At 73.3% G+C, this 16,887-nt stretch carries 12 protein-coding genes and 1 tRNA gene; 4 read left to right on the forward strand and 9 right to left on the reverse strand.

What is annotated here, in order from left to right; all coding sequences use genetic code 11:
• Positions 1 to 159 precede the first annotated feature (159 nt).
• The gene (locus tag ACFVTF_RS35710; RefSeq protein ID WP_387818180.1) at positions 160 to 1,440 is read left to right on the forward strand and encodes a DUF2786 domain-containing protein; all 1,281 of its coding nucleotides are present in this window, start codon (positions 160 to 162) and stop codon (positions 1,438 to 1,440) included.
• A gap of 42 nt (positions 1,441 to 1,482) precedes the next feature.
• Positions 1,483 to 2,595: an ADP-ribosylglycohydrolase family protein gene (locus tag ACFVTF_RS35715; RefSeq protein WP_387818182.1), complete on the forward strand. Its 1,113-nt coding sequence runs from the start codon at positions 1,483 to 1,485 to the stop codon at positions 2,593 to 2,595.
• Positions 2,596 to 2,652: 57 nt separating this feature from the next.
• On the opposite strand, the gene ACFVTF_RS35720 is transcribed toward ACFVTF_RS35715, so the two are convergent.
• From ACFVTF_RS35720 to ACFVTF_RS35730, 3 genes are all read right to left on the reverse strand, one after another.
• On the reverse strand, positions 2,653 to 3,819 hold the full coding sequence (locus ACFVTF_RS35720; protein ID WP_387818184.1) for a serpin family protein: 1,167 nt from the start codon (positions 3,817 to 3,819) through the stop codon (positions 2,653 to 2,655).
• Positions 3,820 to 4,033: 214 nt separating this feature from the next.
• Complete coding sequence (locus ACFVTF_RS35725) at positions 4,034 to 5,248, reverse strand: cytochrome P450 (protein ID WP_387818186.1); 1,215 nt, start codon at positions 5,246 to 5,248, stop codon at positions 4,034 to 4,036.
• 81 nt (positions 5,249 to 5,329) lie between these two features.
• Positions 5,330 to 6,070 carry an NAD-dependent deacetylase gene (locus ACFVTF_RS35730; RefSeq protein ID WP_371518409.1) on the reverse strand — a complete coding sequence of 247 codons (741 nt, stop codon included), beginning with the start codon at positions 6,068 to 6,070 and terminating at the stop codon, positions 5,330 to 5,332.
• 112 nt (positions 6,071 to 6,182) lie between these two features.
• Between ACFVTF_RS35730 and ACFVTF_RS35735 the strand changes: the two genes are divergently transcribed.
• Both ACFVTF_RS35735 and ACFVTF_RS35740 read left to right on the forward strand, forming a co-directional pair.
• On the forward strand, positions 6,183 to 7,247 hold the full coding sequence (locus tag ACFVTF_RS35735) for an ATP-binding protein (RefSeq protein WP_387818189.1): 1,065 nt from the start codon (positions 6,183 to 6,185) through the stop codon (positions 7,245 to 7,247).
• Positions 7,244 to 9,043, forward strand: coding sequence for a hypothetical protein (locus ACFVTF_RS35740; RefSeq protein WP_387818191.1), 1,800 nt, complete (start codon positions 7,244 to 7,246; stop codon positions 9,041 to 9,043). The genes ACFVTF_RS35735 and ACFVTF_RS35740 overlap by 4 nt, the downstream gene beginning before the upstream one ends.
• A gap of 64 nt (positions 9,044 to 9,107) precedes the next feature.
• Here ACFVTF_RS35740 and ACFVTF_RS35745 read toward each other — a convergent pair whose 3' ends face one another.
• The 6 genes from ACFVTF_RS35745 to ACFVTF_RS35770 form a co-directional block, all read right to left on the reverse strand.
• Positions 9,108 to 9,719, reverse strand: a complete 612-nt coding sequence (locus ACFVTF_RS35745; RefSeq protein ID WP_387818193.1) for a hypothetical protein — start codon at positions 9,717 to 9,719, stop codon at positions 9,108 to 9,110.
• Positions 9,720 to 9,898: 179 nt separating this feature from the next.
• A complete protein-coding gene (locus ACFVTF_RS35750) occupies positions 9,899 to 10,579 on the reverse strand; it encodes a response regulator (RefSeq protein ID WP_371518406.1) in 681 nt (226 codons plus the stop codon).
• Positions 10,576 to 11,763 (reverse strand): sensor histidine kinase, encoded by a 1,188-nt coding sequence (locus ACFVTF_RS35755; RefSeq protein ID WP_387818195.1) that lies wholly within the window; start codon positions 11,761 to 11,763, stop codon positions 10,576 to 10,578. Before ACFVTF_RS35755 ends, ACFVTF_RS35750 begins: the two co-directional genes overlap by 4 nt.
• Positions 11,764 to 11,845: 82 nt before the next feature.
• Positions 11,846 to 12,517 carry a DUF4097 family beta strand repeat-containing protein gene (locus ACFVTF_RS35760; RefSeq protein ID WP_387818197.1) on the reverse strand — a complete coding sequence of 224 codons (672 nt, stop codon included), beginning with the start codon at positions 12,515 to 12,517 and terminating at the stop codon, positions 11,846 to 11,848.
• Positions 12,518 to 12,697: 180 nt separating this feature from the next.
• Positions 12,698 to 12,771, reverse strand: a tRNA-Met gene (locus tag ACFVTF_RS35765).
• A 152-nt stretch (positions 12,772 to 12,923) separates the two neighbouring features.
• A complete protein-coding gene (locus ACFVTF_RS35770) occupies positions 12,924 to 16,817 on the reverse strand; it encodes a DNA-directed RNA polymerase subunit beta' (protein ID WP_387818199.1) in 3,894 nt (1,297 codons plus the stop codon).
• Between the last annotated feature and the right edge of the window lie 70 nt (positions 16,818 to 16,887).

Raw genomic sequence — 16,887 nt, forward strand, 5'->3', positions numbered from 1 at the left:
CGGCCGGGCGGCTGCTGGAGCGCGCCCCCGAGATCCTGGCCAAGGCCGTCGAGCGCTGAGTCGCCTGCGTCACCCGGAGCGCCCGGTCCCGTCGAAGGGGCCGGGCGCTCCGGCATCATGGGCGGGAGGCCGGACCGTCGAGGAGAGCAGGGACACACCGTGGGCAAGCGCGCGCAGCAGGACGGGGACGGGGGCGCCGCCCCACTGCTGGAGCAGGCGGTGCGATCGGTGCTGACGGCCCCGGACGAGACGCTGGACCTCGCCCTGGACACCGGGGCGTCGCTGCTCGCCGCCTCGGCCGGGCAGTGGCCGGCGGTCAGCCGGGCCCTGCTGGCGTACGCGGACACCGCCGTCGGCCGCTGCTGGTCCGCCGGGTGGCGCCCGGCCGACGTGGCCCGGGTGGTCCGGCGCGGGCTGAAGCCCGTCCACCTGGCCCTCGCGGTGGACCTGATCGCCGCCGAGGGCCGTCGGCACGCCGCGGCCGCCCTCGACCGGCGCTGGCACGAGCAGCTGCGCGAGCTGGAGGCCGAGGTGTGGTGGCCCGGTGACGAGCAGTACCTCGGCGCCTTCGCCGACCGGCACCGGCTGGACCGCTTCGCGCTCGCCACCGCCGCCCTGGAGCTGCTGCGGACCTGGGGCCGGCTGCCGCCGATCTCCCCGGTCGGCCCCGCGCCCGGCGGGCGGCCGCAGGCCGAACGCGCCGCCGGCCCGCAGACCGGCGAGCCTCGGATGCTGGCCCGGATCCGCGCGCTGCTGGCCAAGGCCGAGTCCACCGAGTACCCGGAGGAGGCCGAGGCGCTCACCACCAAGGCCCAGCAGCTGATGGCCCAGCACAGCATCGACGACGCGCTGCTGGCCGCCACCCGCGACGACCGGAACACCCCGGCGGCGCTGCGGATCGGCGTGGACAACCCGTACGAGAGCCCCAAGACGATGCTGCTGGACGCCGTCGCGGCGGCCAACCGGTGCCGGGTGGTGTGGGCCAAGGAGTTCGGCTTCTGCACCGTCGTCGGCTTCGACGGCGACCTGGACGGCGTCGAACTGCTCTACACCTCGCTGCTGGTGCAGGCCACCCACGCGCTCAACAAGGCCGGCTCCCGCCGGGACTCGCGCAGCAAGGCGTTCCGGCACTCCTTCCTGGTCGCGTACGCGGCGCGGATCCGCGAGCGGCTGACCGCCGCCACCGAGCGCGCGACCAGCGCCGCCGCGGCCGGCCGGCACCTGCGCGAGGACGGCACCGAGGAGCAGCTGCTGCCCGACGAGCGGCTGCTGCCCGCGCTCGCGGCCCGCTCCGAGGCGGTGGACGACGAGGTCGGCCGACTGTTCCCCAAGCTGGTCTCGCAGCGGGTCCGGGTGAGCGACGGCGTGGGCTGGGCGGCCGGGCGCGCCGCCGCCGACCGCGCCGCGCTGCACGGGCGCGCCGGGCAGATCCGCCGGTAGACCTGATAGAACGTATCCCGCCATGAACCAAGGGGGATCGACGTGACGGAGTCGGCGGCCGAATCGGGATACCGCGACCGGGTGCGCGGGGCGCTGCTCGGCGGGGCCGTCGGCGATGCGCTGGGCTGGCCGGTGGAGTTCCAGCAGCTCCACCAGATCCAGCAGCGGTACGGGCCGGACGGCGTGACCGGGCTGCCGCCCGGCGCCGGGCCGGTCGAAGTCACCGACGACACCCAGATGACCCTGTTCACCGCCGAAGGCCTGATCCGCGCGTTCGTCCGCGGCTGGACGGGCGGCGGCGGCTCGGTGCCGGAGGCCGTCCACGCCGCGTACCGGCGCTGGCTGCTGACCCAGCGCCAGGGCTCGCCGGACACCGCGCCGCAGCCCCGCCCGTACGACGGCTGGCTGCTGACCAGGCCCTTCCTGTACGCGTCGAGGGCGCCCGGCAACGCCTGCATGAGCGGGGTGTCCGAGCACCCGGAGTTCGAGTCGCCGTCCGTGATCGGGCAGCCGGGGCCGATCAACCCGGACTCCAAGGGCTGCGGCACGGTGATGCGCTCGGCGCCGTTCGGGCTGGCCCGGCTGGGCGTCGAGCTGTCCTTCGGGCTGGCCGTGCAGTGCGCCCAGCTCACCCACGGGCACCCGACCGGCTACCTCTCGGCGGGCGCCTTCGCGGCGCTGGTCGAGCGGCTCGCCAACGGGACCGAGCCGTGGGCGGCGGTCGGCGAGACCGTGGAGCAGATCCGCGAGCTGCCGGGGTCCAAGGAGACGGTGCAGGCGCTGGCCCGGGCCGTCCGGGTGGCCCAGGAGTCGCAGCCGACGGCGGAGTCCGTGGAGCGGGTCGGCCTCGGCTGGACCGCCGAGGAGTGCCTGGCCATCGCGGTGTACTCGCTGCTGGCGACCACCCTCGAACCCGACCCGGTGCGCAGCGCGCTGCTGCTGTCGGTGAACCACTCCGGGGACAGCGACTCCACCGGCGCGGTCTGCGGCAACCTGGTCGGCGCCGCGTACGGCGCCTCGGCGCTGCCCGCCGAGTGGGCGGGGGCGGTCGAGGGCCGGGCCGAACTGCTGCGGGTCGCGGACGACCTGCTGGTGCTGTTCGGCAGCCGCGACCCGGCCCACCCGGCGCTCGGCGGGCGCTACCCGGCCTGGTGACGCCCGGTCCTCCCCCGGCTGCTTCGGCCGTTTCGGCTGCTTGGCCTGCGGGTCGGCTCAGGGCGCCTGCGGGTCGGTGACCTGGCCGAGGAACAGCGGCCGCCCGTCGGCGGTGTCGCGGATCAGGAACAGGAACGGCCGGTCGATGTGCAGCTGGACGGACTCCGGCGCGGCCGGCGCCGCCATCACCGCCACCCCGGCGCCGCTGCCGGCCGCCGCGACCGTACCGTCCTCGTCCACCTCGACGGTGGCCTTCTGCACCACCGCGCCCAGGCCGAGCGGCTCCTTGCCGGTGATGCCGGTGAAGTCGGGTGCGTCGAAGGCCGCCCTGACGCCGAGTGAGCGCAGGGCGGGGACGAGGTCGTTGGCCGTGTCGAAGTGGAACCGCGGCAGGGTCAGGTCGACGGACCGCTCGTCGAGCCCGCCGAGGATCCGGTCGAGCTGGGCCTGGTCCAGGCCCTTGCTGAAGGCCGCGTACCCGCCCTGCGCGGGGACGATCAGGTCCATCGCCAACCCGCCTCCGACGTACGGGAGTTCGACGGCCTGCCAGGGTTCGCCGACGATGCCGCCGGAGCCCTCGGCGTACCGGAGGGTGCCGGTGCGGCTCATCGTGCTCACCGACGGGGTGGAGCCGTCCAGCCGGTGGAAGGGGCGCTCGGAGGTGTTGGCGGGCTTGAACCCGGAGGCCCACGCCGCCTTCAGGTAGAGCGCGTCGGTGAGTGCCAGCCGGGTGTCGGCGGTGATCTGCCGCGGGCCGAAGAGCTCCTTGATCCGCCCCTCGGTGGCCTTCTCCACCGCCGCGTTGATGCTCCCGCGGGCACCGGCCGGGTCCCTGGCGAAGTCGACGGGGTGCACGCCGGTGTCGAAGGCGGCGGCGAGCGTGTCCAGGTACTCCGGGGCGACGGCCAGGCCCTGCTGCGTCCACAGGGCGTCGGACCGGCGCAGGACGACCTGGTCGCCGCCGGCCCGGCTCCCGCTGTCCGGCGCGCCGACGGCGAGGGCGTACTGGCGCGGGTCGAGCCCGGTGTGCAGGGCCTTGGCCAGCTCCTCGGCGGTGGCGCCGCGCGCCCCCGGCAGCAGCATCCCGAGCACGCTCGCCAGCCCGGCCGGCGAGACCACGACGTTGCGCCCCGCCCCGTCCGGCGTCGCGGTCAGCGCGTGCAGCAGGTCCAGCCCGAACGCGCTGGTCCCGGCCGCGACCGCCGCCACCTGCCCCGGATCCACCGCCGCCCGGCTCCCCGACGTCGAGGCCCGCACCACCGCGGGCCCCCCGCCCGCCGTACTCCCGCACCCCGCCAGCGCCGGGCCGACGGCCAACCCGGCGGCGAGTAGCAGCCCCGCCCGACGGCGGGAACGGCCATGCCCTGCGACGCTGCGCTTCGTCATGGCCCTTCGACGCACCGCCCCCGAACCCGGTTCCCCGGCGTCAGGGGGGATTTCAGACCTCGACCACCAGTTCCCGGAGGCCCCGGATCACGTAGCCCGGGTTCCACTCGGGTTCGCGGGCCAGGCGCAGGCCGGGGGCGCGGCGCAGGAGGGCGCCGTAGGACTCGGCGAGTTCCAGCCTGGCGAGCGGGGCGCCGAGGCAGAAGTGGATGCCGGCGCCGAAGGTGATGTGGGGGTTGTCGGTGCGGCCGAGGTCGAGGCGGTCGGGGTCGGTGAAGCGCTCGGGGTCGCGGTTGGCGGAGCCGAAGAGGAGGGCGACCTCGGAGCCGCGCGGGATGGTGACGCCGCGCAGCTCGATGTCCTCCAGGACCCACCGTTCGAACAGCTGCAGCGGGGTGTCCCAGCGCATCAGCTCCTCGATGGCGGTGGGCAGGAGCGCGTCGGTCGCGCCGCGCAGCCGGGCGAGTTCGCCGGGGTTGCGGAACAGCGCCCACCAGCCGTTGCCGGTGGTGTTGACGGTCGCCTCGTGGCCGGCGTTGAGCAGCAGCACGCAGGTGGAGATCATCTCCTGCTCGCTGAGCGCGTCGGAGCCCTCCTGGGCCTGGATCAGCGCGCTGATCAGGTCGCTGCCGGGGGCGGTGCGGCGTTCGCGGATGAGGGCGCGCAGGTAGTCGGAGAACTCGGTGCTCGCGGTGACGGCCTTGCGGGCGGCCTCCTCGCTCGGGTTGAGCTCGTACATGCCGGTGATGTCGGCGGACCAGGGCCGCAGCAGGTGCCGGTCGCCCTCCGGCACGCCGAGCATCTCGGCGATCACGGCGACCGGCAGCGGCTCGGCGACGGCGGCGATCAGGTCGCCGCCGCCGGCCGCGAGCAGGCCGTCGACGAGTTCCCCGGCGAGCCGCTGGACGGTCGGCCGCAGGCCCTCGACCATGCGCGGGGTGAAGGCCTTGGAGACCAGCCGGCGGATCCGGGTGTGGTCGGGGGCCTCCAGGTCGAGCAGCCCGAAGTCGTTGAGGGTGTGGAAGGGCTCGTGCGCCGGGTCGGGTTCGGGTCGCCCGAACTCCTGGTGGCTGAAGCGGTGGGTATAGGTGCGCCCGAGCCGCCGGTCGCGCAGGAGCGCGCTGACGTCCTCGTGCCGCGAGACGAGCCACTGCCCGGTCGGCTCGAAGTACGTCACCGGCGCGTGCTCGCGCAACTCGGCGTACGCGTCGTACGGGTGGGCCACGAACGCCGCCGACCAGGGGTCGAACTTCGCCGTCGTCGTCATCGCTCGATCACTCCAGGCCATGAGGGGGGAGCCGGAAGGATCATCGTACGCATGCGGTTCACCCCTTTTTAAGCCCCTTCCTCAGAGCCCCTCCCCCACCAGCCTGCGCACCAGGGCCGGCAGCGCCTGGGAGATCGGCTCGCGGATCACCTCGTCGGCGGCCTCGTCGTACGGCGTCGGCTCGGCGTTCAGGATGATCAGCTTCGACCCCGTCCGCACCGCGTCGTACGGCAACGCGGCCACCGGGAACACCTGGAGGCTGGTACCGACCGCGATGAACACGTCGCAGGCGCGGGCGATCGAGTCGGCCTGCCCGAGCACCTCCTGGTCCAGGTTCTCGCCGAACATCACCGTGCGCGGCTTCAGGATCCCCCCGCACGCCCGGCAGGCGGGGTCCGGCTCGCCCGCCTCGACCCGCCGCAGCGCCTCCGCCATCGGCCCCGTCGCCCCGCAGCCCAGACACTGCACCTCCAGTGCGGTGCCGTGCAGTTCGAGCACCTTGCGCGGGGGCAGCCCGGCCCGCTGGTGCAACCCGTCCACGTTCTGGGTGAGCACCCGCAGCGGCAGCCCCGAGCGCTCCAGATCGACCAGCGCCCGGTGCCCGGCGTTCGGCTCGGCCCCCAGCACGCCCGTCTCCAGCCTCAGCCGCCAGGCCCGCCGCCGCACCTCGGGATCGGCACGGTACGGACCGATGGTGACCAGGTCCTGGGCCGACGGGTCGCGCTGCCAGAGCCCCTGCGGGCCGCGGTAGTCGGGGATGCCCGAGTCGGTCGAGATGCCCGCGCCGGTGAGGACGGCGATCAGGGGGCGTTTCGCGTTCATGCCCCGGACGGTACGGGCGGCCCGGTTCGGGGCGCCAGCGAAAATCCGGGTGCGCCGCGTCAACTGCCGCCGCACACTGGGCCGGTCACCCCACCACTCGCCAAGGAGCCCCGTGCAGGGAGCAGTCAGCGTCTCGCCCGTCCAGATTCCCGAGTTGCTGCTCGGTCTGGCCACCGTCCGACCGGTGTTCCTCTGGGGCGCGCCCGGGATCGGGAAGTCCTCGCTGGTACGGGAGTTCGCCGAGTCGCTCGGCCTGGAGTGCGTGAGCCTGGTCGGCACCCAGCTCGCCCCGGAGGACCTGATCGGCGTCCCGCAGCTGACCCCGGAGGGCCGCTCCCGGTTCTGCCCGCCCGAGCAGATCGCCCGCGACGAGCCGTACTGCCTGTTCCTGGACGAGCTCAACGCGGCGACCCCGGACGTCCAGAAGGCGTTCTACTCGCTGATCCTGGACCGCCGGATCGGCTCGTACGAGCTGCCGCCCGGCTCGATCGTGATCGGCGCCGGGAACCGCGCCACCGACGGCGCGCTCGCCCGGCCGATGGCGTCCGCGCTGGTCAACCGCGTGGTCCACGTGCACCTGCGGGCCAGCGCCGCGGACTGGCTGCGCTGGGCGGCCGGCGCCGGCATCCACCCCTGGGTCATCGACTACGTCACCGACCGGCCCGACCACCTGTGGTCCGCCCCGCCGAAGACCGAGGAGCCGTTCTCCACCCCGCGCGCCTGGCACATGCTCTCCGACGCGCTGCACTCCTTCGGCCCCACCCTGGACGAGGAGACCCTCAAGGTGCTCGCGTACGGGCTGCTCACCCCGCAGCACGCGATCGCCTTCTGCGGCTACGCCAAGATCGTCCGCAACGCGTACGGCCTGGAAGCGATCCTCAAGGGCGACGCCCGCTGGCCGCACCGGCTGGAGGACCGCGACCTGCTCTACTACCTGGCCGACGCCTTCCGCGACCGCCTGGTCAAGGAGCTGCCCGCCAGCAAGGAGCACGCCTCGGGGGCGCAGCGGCAGACCGCCTTCCGGGCCAAGTCGCTGCTGGTGCAGCTGGCCGAGATCTCGGTGGAGGTCGCCCAGACGGTGATCGCCGACGGCGCGGACGGCAATCCGGTGCTGCCCTCCTGGTTCCTGATCGAGGCGGCCCGGGACATGCCCCGGCTGGTCGAGGCCCGCCGGTGAGCCCTTCCGTCCAGAAGGGTGCGAAGAAGCCGGACCCGGGCGCGGAGGTCTTCGCCGCGGGGGTCCGGCTGCTGCGCCGGAACCCGGCCTTCGACGCCGTGCCCGCCGACTTCTGCCGCCGGGACGACTGCGGGCTGGCCCCGCCCGACGGCTGGGCGGTGGTCGACTCCGACGGCACCGTGCACGTCAACCCGCGCCGCCGGGCCGAGCCGGAGGAGTGGGCCTGGGTGCTGGCGCACTGCCTGCTGCACCTGGGCTTCGGCCACGTCCCGGCCGCCCGGGGTGTCCGGGTCCAGCCCGACGCCTTCGAGGAGGCGGCCCGCTGCGCGGTGGTGAACCGTTTCCTCGCGACCTTCCCGGTCGGCCGCCCCCCGGTCGCCCTCCCGCAGGAGTACCCGGGCGGCGACGAGGAGGAGCTGGCCGCCCGCTGGCGCCGCGACGGCCTGCCACCCGCCGTCACCGCCGGGACGGCCGGCGCCGCCGACCACGACCAGCTGCTGGTCGAGTGGCAGGACCATGGCCACACCCCGCAGGACTGGTCGATGGCCTTCGCCGCCGCCCTCACCCGCACCATGTCCGCCGCGATGGACCGGGCCGGCGGCCGTTTCGACCAGGAGACCGGCGAGCGCCTGCCCGAACGGCCGTGGACCAGGGCGCTCGGCTGGTTCGTCTCCTCCTACCCGCTGCTCGGCGGCATCGCGGCCGGCCTCACCGTCGTCGCCGACGCCGAACTGGCCCGCGCCCACGGCATCACCATCGCCGCCGTCAACGCCGAGGCCGGCGAGGTCTACATCAACCCGCTGCGCCAGCAGACCGACGAGGAGTGGCGGTTCATCCTCGGCCACGAGATGCTGCACGCCGCCCTGCGGCACGGCGAGCGCCGCGGCGGCCGGGACCCGTTCCTCTTCAACGTCGCCGCCGACTACGTCATCAACGGCTGGCTGCTGGAGATGGGCGTCGGCGACATGCCGGAAGGCCTGCTGCACGACCCGCAGCTGAAGGGGCTGTCGGCCGAGGAGGTGTACGACCGGATCGTCCGCGACGAGCGCCGGATCCGCCGGCTCGCCACCCTGGCCGGCAAGAACCGCCCGGACATCCTCGGCGCACCGCTGGACCGCGGCCCGCGCGACTACGTGGACCTCGACGACTTCTACCGCCGCGGCCTCCAGCAGGGCTTCGAGCTGCACCGGCGCGAACGCGGGCTGCTGCCCGCCGGGCTGGTCGAGGAGATCCGCGCCCTCGCCCACCCGCCGCTGCCCTGGGACGCCCGGCTGGCCCGCTGGTTCGACGAGTTCGTGCCCCGCCCGGAGCCGGTCCGCAGCTACTCCCGCCCGGCCCGACGGCAGTCCGCCACCCCGGACATCCCCCGGGCCGGCCGCTACCACCCGCCCGAGGAGGTGCCGCGCTGCACCTTCGGCGTCGTCCTGGACACCTCCGGCTCGATGAACCGGGTGCTGCTCGGCAAGGCGCTCGGCGCGATCGCCTCGTACGCGGCCGCCCGGGACGTGCCCGCGGCCCGGGTGGTGCACTGCGACGCCGCACCGCACGACGCCGGGTACGTCCCGGTCGGCGAGATCGCCGGCCGGGTCCGGGTACGCGGGCGCGGCGGCACCGAGCTGCAGCCGGGCGTCGACCTGCTGGAGCGGGCCGAGGACTTCCCGCGCGGGGCGCCCGTGCTGGTGATCACCGACGGCGCGTGCGACGTGCTGCGGGTGCGCCGTGAGCACGCCTTCCTCGTCCCCCGGGGCGCCGGGCTGCCGTTCACCCCGCGCGGACCGGTGTTCCGGATGAGTTGACGGGCGTCCGCCCCTCCCCCGTGGGAGCGGGCGCCCATCCGTACTGCCCGTCCGGGGCACCCGGTCAGGCCAGTGCCGGGCGGGGCGCGGCGGAGCGGCGGGCCAGCGGGGCCAGCGCCGCCAGGTAGCAGACCGAGGCCACCGGGATCAGCGCCAGGTCGACCCCCGAGGCGGCGGTGCCGACCAGCATCAGTACCGGGCTCCACCAGGGCAGCGTCCGGGCCGCGCCCACCGCGGCGGCGACCAGCAGGGCCAGCAGGCCGACGTAGAACAGCAGCGGGCCGATCCGGTAGACGGCGGGCAGCACCCCGGGGACGCTCTGAACGCGGTCGAACATCCGCGACTGCCCGGCCTTGTCCGCCGCCGCCAGGCCGACGTACAGGTCGATCCCGATCTGCACCAGCGAGGCCGCCAGGCCCGCGAACGCCGTCCCGAGCGCGGCACCGGCCGCGAGCCGCCCGGCCGTGGTGCCGCGCGGGGCGAGCAGCCCGCGCAGGGCGAGCAGGACCGGGGCGAACAGCAGCAGCCCGGCGAACATCGCGGTGTGGCCGAGCGTCCAGCCGAGGCCGGGCGCCCGGGAGCCCGGGATCAGCCGGATCCCCCCGTAGAGGGCCATCAGGGCGGGGGCGCCGACGACGGCGTAGGCGGTGCGGCGGTTCTGCTGCAAGGTGTCCATCCGACGATCTCCTGTGGTGATCAGTGGCCCGTGGCCCCTGGCCCGTGGTCCGTTCCGACACCACAGATGCTGTCCGCCGCACCCCTCGTCGCGGATCGCCCGCACCGGCGAACCCGCCGCCTCCCCCGCACGGGGGAGCCCCGGCCCCGCGCGCCCGCCAGGGCCCCGCAGGAGGGCCCCTACCCCTCCCCCGCCACCACCGCGCCGGCCTCGTACGCGAACACCACCGCATGCACCCGGTCCCGCAGCCCCAGCTTGCTCAGCACATTGCTGACGTGCGTCTTCACCGTGTGCTCGCTGACCACCAGCTCGGCCGCGATCTCCGCGTTGGAGAGCCCGCGCGCCAGCAGCCGCAGGGTCTCCTGCTCGCGCAGGGTGAGCTGCTCCAGCAGCCTGGACGGCGGCCGCACCGCCCGCTCGGGCGAGCCCGGGCGGCGGGCGGCGAACTCGCCGATCAGCCGCCTGGTCACCGAGGGCGCGAGCAGCGCCTCCCCGGAGGCCACCATCCGCACCCCGTGCGCCAGGTCGTCCCGCCGGACGTCCTTGAGCAGGAAGCCGCTGGCGCCCGCGTACAGCGCGTCGAAGACGTAGTCGTCGGCGTCGAAGGTGGTCAGCATGATCACCTTGGTGGACGGGAACTCGGCGCAGACCCGGCGGGCCGCCTCCAGCCCGTCCATGACCGGCATCCGGACGTCCAGCAGCAGGACGTCCGGCCCGTGGACGCGGACCGCCTCGACCGCCTCGGCGCCGTCGCAGGCCTCGGCCACCACCTCGATGTCGGGCTGCGCGTCCAGGATCATCCCGAACCCTGCCCGCACCAGCTCCTGGTCGTCCGCGACGACCACCCGAATCGGCTTCATCCGCCCACCTTCTCCACCACGCCCGGCGCCCCCAACGGCAGCCGGGCACTCACCAGGAAGCCCTTGCCCCCCGGTCCGGGTCCGGCCTCGGCCCGCCCGCCGCAGGCCGCCGCCCGCTCCCGGATGCCGACCAGCCCGCGGCCGCCGGACCAGCCGTTCACCGCGCCGCCGGCGGTCACCGGCAACCCGCGCCCGTTGTCGGACACCACGACCTCCAGGGTGTCCCCGGACCGCCGCACCCGGACCGCCACCCGGTCGGCGCCGGAGTGCTTGACCGTGTTGGTCAGCGCCTCCTGCACGATCCGGTACGCCGCCGCCTGGAGGTCGGCGGGCACCGCGCCCAGCCCGTCGGCCAGTTCGAGCTCCACCGCAGGTCCGGCCCGGCGCACCCGCTCGGCCACGTCGGCGAGTTCGGCCAGCCGGGGCTGCGGGGCCAGCTCGGGGCCGGCCCCCTCCTCCTTCAGCACTCCGAGGACGCGCCGCAGTTGGACCATCGCGTCGCGGCCCGTGTCGGCGATGGTGTCGAAGGCGCGGATCGCCCGGTCCGGGTCGGCGTGCACCACCAGCGGCCCGGCCTCGGCCTGGATGATCATCAGTGAGACGGCGTGCGCCAGGATGTCGTGCATCTCCCGGGCGATCCGGGCCCGCTCCTCCACCACCGCGCGGCCCGCCTCACTCGCCGCCCGCTCCCCCGCCTCGCGGGCCCGCTCGGCCTCCAGCCGGGCCAGCCGCCGCTGGGCACGCACCAGCGAGCCGAAGACGAACGAGCCGACCGAGGTGAGCAGGCTGAACAGCATGCCGTTGGGCGAGTGGGTGCCGATCACGTTGGCGACCACCACCACCGCCAGCACCGTCCAGCGCTGCCGGTCCGGGGAGCGCTCCGCCACCGTGTAGATGCCGATCACCCCGGCCAGCGGCACCTGCGGACTCGCCGAGTGCGCCACCACGGACAGCGTCATGAAGGCCACGCTGCCCGCCGCCAGCGCGGCCAGCGGCGCCCGGCGCCGCCAGGGCAGCGACAGCGAGGCGGACACCGCCAACAGGTAGACCCACCACGGCCAGGCCGTGTCGTCGTTGCCGACCGCCCAGAGCGAGATCCCGGCCGATGCCACGGCCAGCAGCGAGTCCAGCACGTACGGACTCAGCCCGGCCGACCAGCTCCGCCAGCGCGCCGTTCGCACCACCGCCGCCCCTCCCCCGGGTCCGGGGGCGCCGCCCCCGCGGAGAAGATCATGCCCTACCGGCAGGACCTCCGGAACGGCCCGGTCAGACACCGTCGACCGACACTCCTCCGGCGCCCGTACGCGCCGTGATGCTGCGCGCCGCCCCCGGCTGCGAGGGGATCCCGAGCTCCACTCCGCCGGCCCCGGCGTGCGCGTCCACCGCGTACGCCTCCCCGGTCGGCACCCTGACCCGCACCCCGCCGGTCTCCGCCTTCGCCTCCACCTTCACGGGCGCCGCCGCGAACTCGGCCCGCACCCCGCCCGTCCGGGTGCTCAACCGGACGGTCTGCGAGGTCAGCCGGGTGGCCTCGACCCCGCCGGTGTCCACCGAGACCTCCACCTCGGCGGCCAGCCCGACCAGCCGCACCCCGCCGGTCTCCTGGGTCACCCACACCTTCGTCCCGGCCGGCACCTGCACGGTGTACCCGACGCCGCAGCCCCGGCAGTCGTACGTCAGCCGCAGCACGCCGTCCTTCACCTCGTGCGTGGTCCGCGGCGCCTCGCCCCGGTAGTTCTGCGCCTCGGTCACGTGCACCGCGTCGCCGCCGGTCACCACGATCCCGCCGGTGTGCGCCTCGACCACCAGTTCCCTGACCGGCTCCGACACCCCGTAGTCCACGGTCCGGTGCTCCTGGTCGTCCCCGAAGGGCAGGCAGGCCGACATCCCGACCAGCACCGCCCCCGTGATCGCCATCGCGCCCAGTACCCGCCTCATGCCCGACCCCCTTCGAAAGCCCCGCCGTCCCGATACGTGAAGCCTCCCCCGGCCGCCCCCTCCCCCGCCTCCCTCACCAGAGCGGTTCCGGCCCCTCCCCCGCACGGGGGAGGGGCAGCTCCCGGGAACGACGAAGGGCCCGGAGGCTTGATGCCTCCGGGCCCTTCGTTTGCTACTGAGTAGCGGGGACAGGATTTGAACCTGCGACCTCTGGGTTATGAGCCCAGCGAGCTACCGAGCTGCTCCACCCCGCGTCGGTGAACACGACTCTACGCGACTTGTGCCGGGGAACCTAATCCGTGCCCCGCAGGGCCCCCGGCGCCCCTACGCCCCGGCCCCCGCAGCGGAAACGCCGCAGGGCGGCCACCCCGCGAGGGGTGACCGCCCTGACAGCCGAACGTCGGACTCAGCCGGTGTACGGGCCGTAGTCGTAGTCGTCCAGCGGGACCGCCTGGCCGGAGCCGGCGCCGAAGGGCGACAGGTCGTAGTCGTCGTAGCCGACGGCCGAGTACATCGCGGCCTTGGCCTCCTCGGTCGGCTCGACCCGGATGTTGCGGTAACGGGGCAGACCCGTACCGGCCGGGATGAGCTTACCGAGGATGACGTTCTCCTTGAGGCCCAGCAGCGGGTCCGACTTGGCGTGGATCGCCGCGTCGGTGAGGACCCGGGTCGTCTCCTGGAAGGAGGCGGCCGACAGCCAGGACTCGGTGGCCAGCGAGGCCTTGGTGATACCCATCAGCTGCGGACGACCGGAGGCGGGGTGACCGCCCTCGGCGACCACGCGACGGTTCTCGGTCTCGAAGCGGCCGCGCTCGACGAGCTCGCCCGGGAGCAGCTCGGCGTCGCCCGACTCGATGATCGTCACGCGGCGGAGCATCTGCCGGATGATGATCTCGATGTGCTTGTCGTGGATCGACACACCCTGCGAGTTGTAGACCTTCTGGACCTCGGCGACCAGGTGGATCTGGACGGCACGCTGGCCCATGATGCGCAGGACGTCGTGCGGGTTGGTGGCACCCATGGTCAGCTTCTGGCCGACCTCGACCGCCTCGCCCTCGCTGACCAGCAGCTTCACACGCTTGGAGACGGGGTAGGCGATCTCGTCGCTGCCGTCGTCCGGGGTGATGACGAGCTTGCGGGTCTTCTCGGTGTCCTCGATCCGCGCCCGGCCGGTGGCCTCCGAGATCGGGGCCACACCCTTGGGGGTACGGGCCTCGAAGAGCTCGACGACACGCGGCAGACCCTGGGTGATGTCGTCACCGGCCACACCACCGGTGTGGAAGGTACGCATCGTCAGCTGGGTACCGGGCTCACCGATGGACTGGGCGGCGATGATGCCGACCGCCTCACCGATGTCGACCAGCTTGCCGGTGGCCAGCGAACGCCCGTAGCAGAAGGCGCAGGTGCCGACGGCCGACTCGCAGGTCAGGATCGAGCGGGTCTTGACCTCGCCGATGCCGTGGCGGATCAGCTCGTCGATCAGCACGTCACCGAGGTCGGTGTTGGCGGTGGCAAGGAGCTTGCCGTCCACCGTGATGTCCTCGGCGAGCATGCGGGCGTACACGCTGGTCTCGACGTCGTCGGCCTTGCGCAGCACGCCGTCCGCACCGACGGCGCCGATCGCCAGCTTCAGGCCGCGCTCGGTGCCGCAGTCCTCCTCGCGAATGATGACGTCCTGGGAGACGTCGACCAGACGACGGGTGAGGTAGCCGGAGTCGGCGGTACGGAGGGCGGTGTCCGCCAGACCCTTACGGGCACCGTGGGTGGAGATGAAGTACTCCAGCACGGTGAGACCCTCACGGAACGACGCCTTGATGGGTCGCGGGATGGTCTCGTTCTTGGCGTTCGACACCAGACCACGCATACCGGCGATCTGGCGCATCTGCATCATGTTTCCACGAGCACCCGAGTCGACCATCATGAAGATGGGGTTCGTCTTCGGGAAGTTCTCGTTCATGGCCTCGGCGACCTCGTTGGTCGCCTGGGTCCAGATGCCGATGAGCTCCTGCTTGCGCTCGTCGTTGGTGATCAGGCCGCGCTCGTACTGACGCTGGACCTTCTCCGCCTTCGCCTCGTAGCCCTCGAGGATCTGGGGCTTGTTCGGCGGGACGACGACGTCGGAGATGGAGACGGTGACACCCGAGCGGGTCGACCAGTGGAAACCGGCCGCCTTCAGGTTGTCCAGGGTCGCCGCGACGACGACCTTGGGGTAGCGCTCCGCCAGGTCGTTGACGATCGCGGAGAGCTGCTTCTTGCCCACCTCGTAGTCGACGAACGGGTAGTCCTCGGGCAGCAGCTCGTTGAAGAGCGCGCGGCCCAGGGTGGTGGTCAGGCGGAACGGCTCGCCGTCGAACCAGGCCGTCTGGCCCTCCTCGTCCACCGGCGGGGTCCAGCCGCGCGGCGGGACGGTGCCGGCCGGCAGGCGCAGCTCGATCGGGGCCTGGACGTCCAGCTCGCGGGCGTCGAAGGCCATGACGGCCTCGGCGGTCGAGGAGAAGGAACGGCCACCGCCCTTCACCGTCTCCCGGTCCGAGGTCAGGAAGAACAGACCGAGCACCATGTCCTGGGTCGGCATGGTGACGGGGCGACCGTCGGCCGGCTTCAGGATGTTGTTCGAGGACAGCATCAGGATGCGGGCCTCGGCCTGCGCCTCCGCGGAGAGCGGCAGGTGGACGGCCATCTGGTCACCGTCGAAGTCCGCGTTGAACGCGGTGCAGACGAGCGGGTGGATCTGGATGGCCTTGCCCTCGACCAGCTGGGGCTCGAAGGCCTGGATGCCGAGGCGGTGCAGGGTGGGCGCACGGTTCAGCAGGACGGGGTGCTCGGCGATGACCTCTTCGAGCACGTCCCACACGACCGGGCGGGCACGCTCGACCATGCGCTTGGCCGACTTGATGTTCTGCGCGTGGTTCAGGTCGACCAGGCGCTTCATCACGAACGGCTTGAAGAGCTCCAGCGCCATGGCCTTGGGCAGACCGCACTGGTGCAGCTTGAGCTGCGGGCCGACGACGATGACCGAACGGGCCGAGTAGTCGACGCGCTTGCCGAGCAGGTTCTGGCGGAAACGACCCTGCTTGCCCTTCAGCATGTCGCTGAGGGACTTCAGCGGGCGGTTGCCCGGGCCGGTGACCGGACGGCCGCGACGGCCGTTGTCGAACAGGGCGTCGACGGCCTCCTGGAGCATGCGCTTCTCGTTGTTCACGATGATCTCGGGCGCGCCGAGGTCGAGAAGCCGCTTCAGGCGGTTGTTGCGGTTGATCACGCGGCGGTACAGGTCGTTCAGGTCGGAGGTCGCGAAGCGGCCACCGTCCAGCTGCACCATCGGACGCAGGTCCGGCGGGATGACCGGGACGCAGTCCAGCACCATGCCGTTGGGCTTGTTGGTGGTCTGCAGGAACGCGGAGACGACCTTGAGGCGCTTCAGCGCACGGGTCTTCTTCTGGCCCTTGCCGGTGCGGATGATCTCGCGCAGGCGCTCGGACTCCTCCGCCAGGTCGAAGGTCTCGAGGCGGTCCTTGAGGGCCGCCGCGCCCATCGAGCCGGAGAAGTAGGTGCCGAAGCGGTCGCGCAGCTCGCGGTAGAGCAGCTCGTCGCCCTCGAGGTCCTGGACCTTGAGGTTCTTGAAGCGGGCCCACACCTCGTCGAGGCGGTCGAGCTCGCGCTGCGCGCGGTCGCGCAGCTGCTTCATCTCGCGCTCGGCACCCTCGCGCACCTTGCGGCGCACGTCGGCCTTGGCGCCCTCGGCCTCCAGCTCGGCCAGGTCGGTCTCGGCCTTCTTGGCACGGGCCTCGAGGTCGGAGTCGCGGCGGTTCTCGATCTGCTGGCGCTCGACCGAGACGTGCGCCTCCAGGGACGGCAGGTCGCGCTGGCGGCGCTCGTCGTCGACCCAGGTGATCATGTAGGCGGCGAAGTAGATGACCTTCTCGAGGTCCTTCGGCGCCAGGTCGAGCAGGTAGCCCAGGCGGGACGGCACGCCCTTGAAGTACCAGATGTGGGTGACCGGGGCGGCCAGCTCGATGTGGCCCATCCGCTCACGGCGCACCTTGGCGCGGGTCACCTCGACGCCGCAGCGCTCACAGATGATGCCCTTGAAGCGGACGCGCTTGTACTTACCGCAGTAGCACTCCCAGTCCCGGGTGGGGCCGAAGATCTTCTCGCAGAAGAGTCCGTCCTTTTCGGGCTTCAGGGTGCGGTAGTTGATGGTCTCCGGCTTCTTGACCTCGCCGTGCGACCACTGGCGGATGTCGTCGGCGGTGGCCAGGCCGATGCGGAGCTCGTCGAAGAAGTTGACGTCAAGCACTGGTCGTCAAGCCCTCTTTCGTAAGTCGAGAGTCGTTCATGTGGTCTGAGGGGGGCCTGGGGGCGGGCCG

This window comes from Kitasatospora sp. NPDC057940 (genome assembly GCF_042887425.1).
GTDB lineage: Bacteria > Actinomycetota > Actinomycetes > Streptomycetales > Streptomycetaceae > Kitasatospora.

What these genes read in the sequence shown, in the direction of transcription:
- ACFVTF_RS35725 (WP_387818186.1), bottom strand. Translation starts at nt 5,248, where the DNA reads ATGACGACGACGGCGAAGTTCGACCCCTGGTCGGCGGCGTTCGTGGCC.
- ACFVTF_RS35730 (WP_371518409.1), bottom strand. Translation starts at nt 6,070, where the DNA reads ATGAACGCGAAACGCCCCCTGATCGCCGTCCTCACCGGCGCGGGCATC.
- ACFVTF_RS35760 (WP_387818197.1), bottom strand. Translation starts at nt 12,517, where the DNA reads ATGAGGCGGGTACTGGGCGCGATGGCGATCACGGGGGCGGTGCTGGTC.
- ACFVTF_RS35745 (WP_387818193.1), bottom strand. Translation starts at nt 9,719, where the DNA reads ATGGACACCTTGCAGCAGAACCGCCGCACCGCCTACGCCGTCGTCGGC.
- ACFVTF_RS35750 (WP_371518406.1), bottom strand. Translation starts at nt 10,579, where the DNA reads ATGAAGCCGATTCGGGTGGTCGTCGCGGACGACCAGGAGCTGGTGCGG.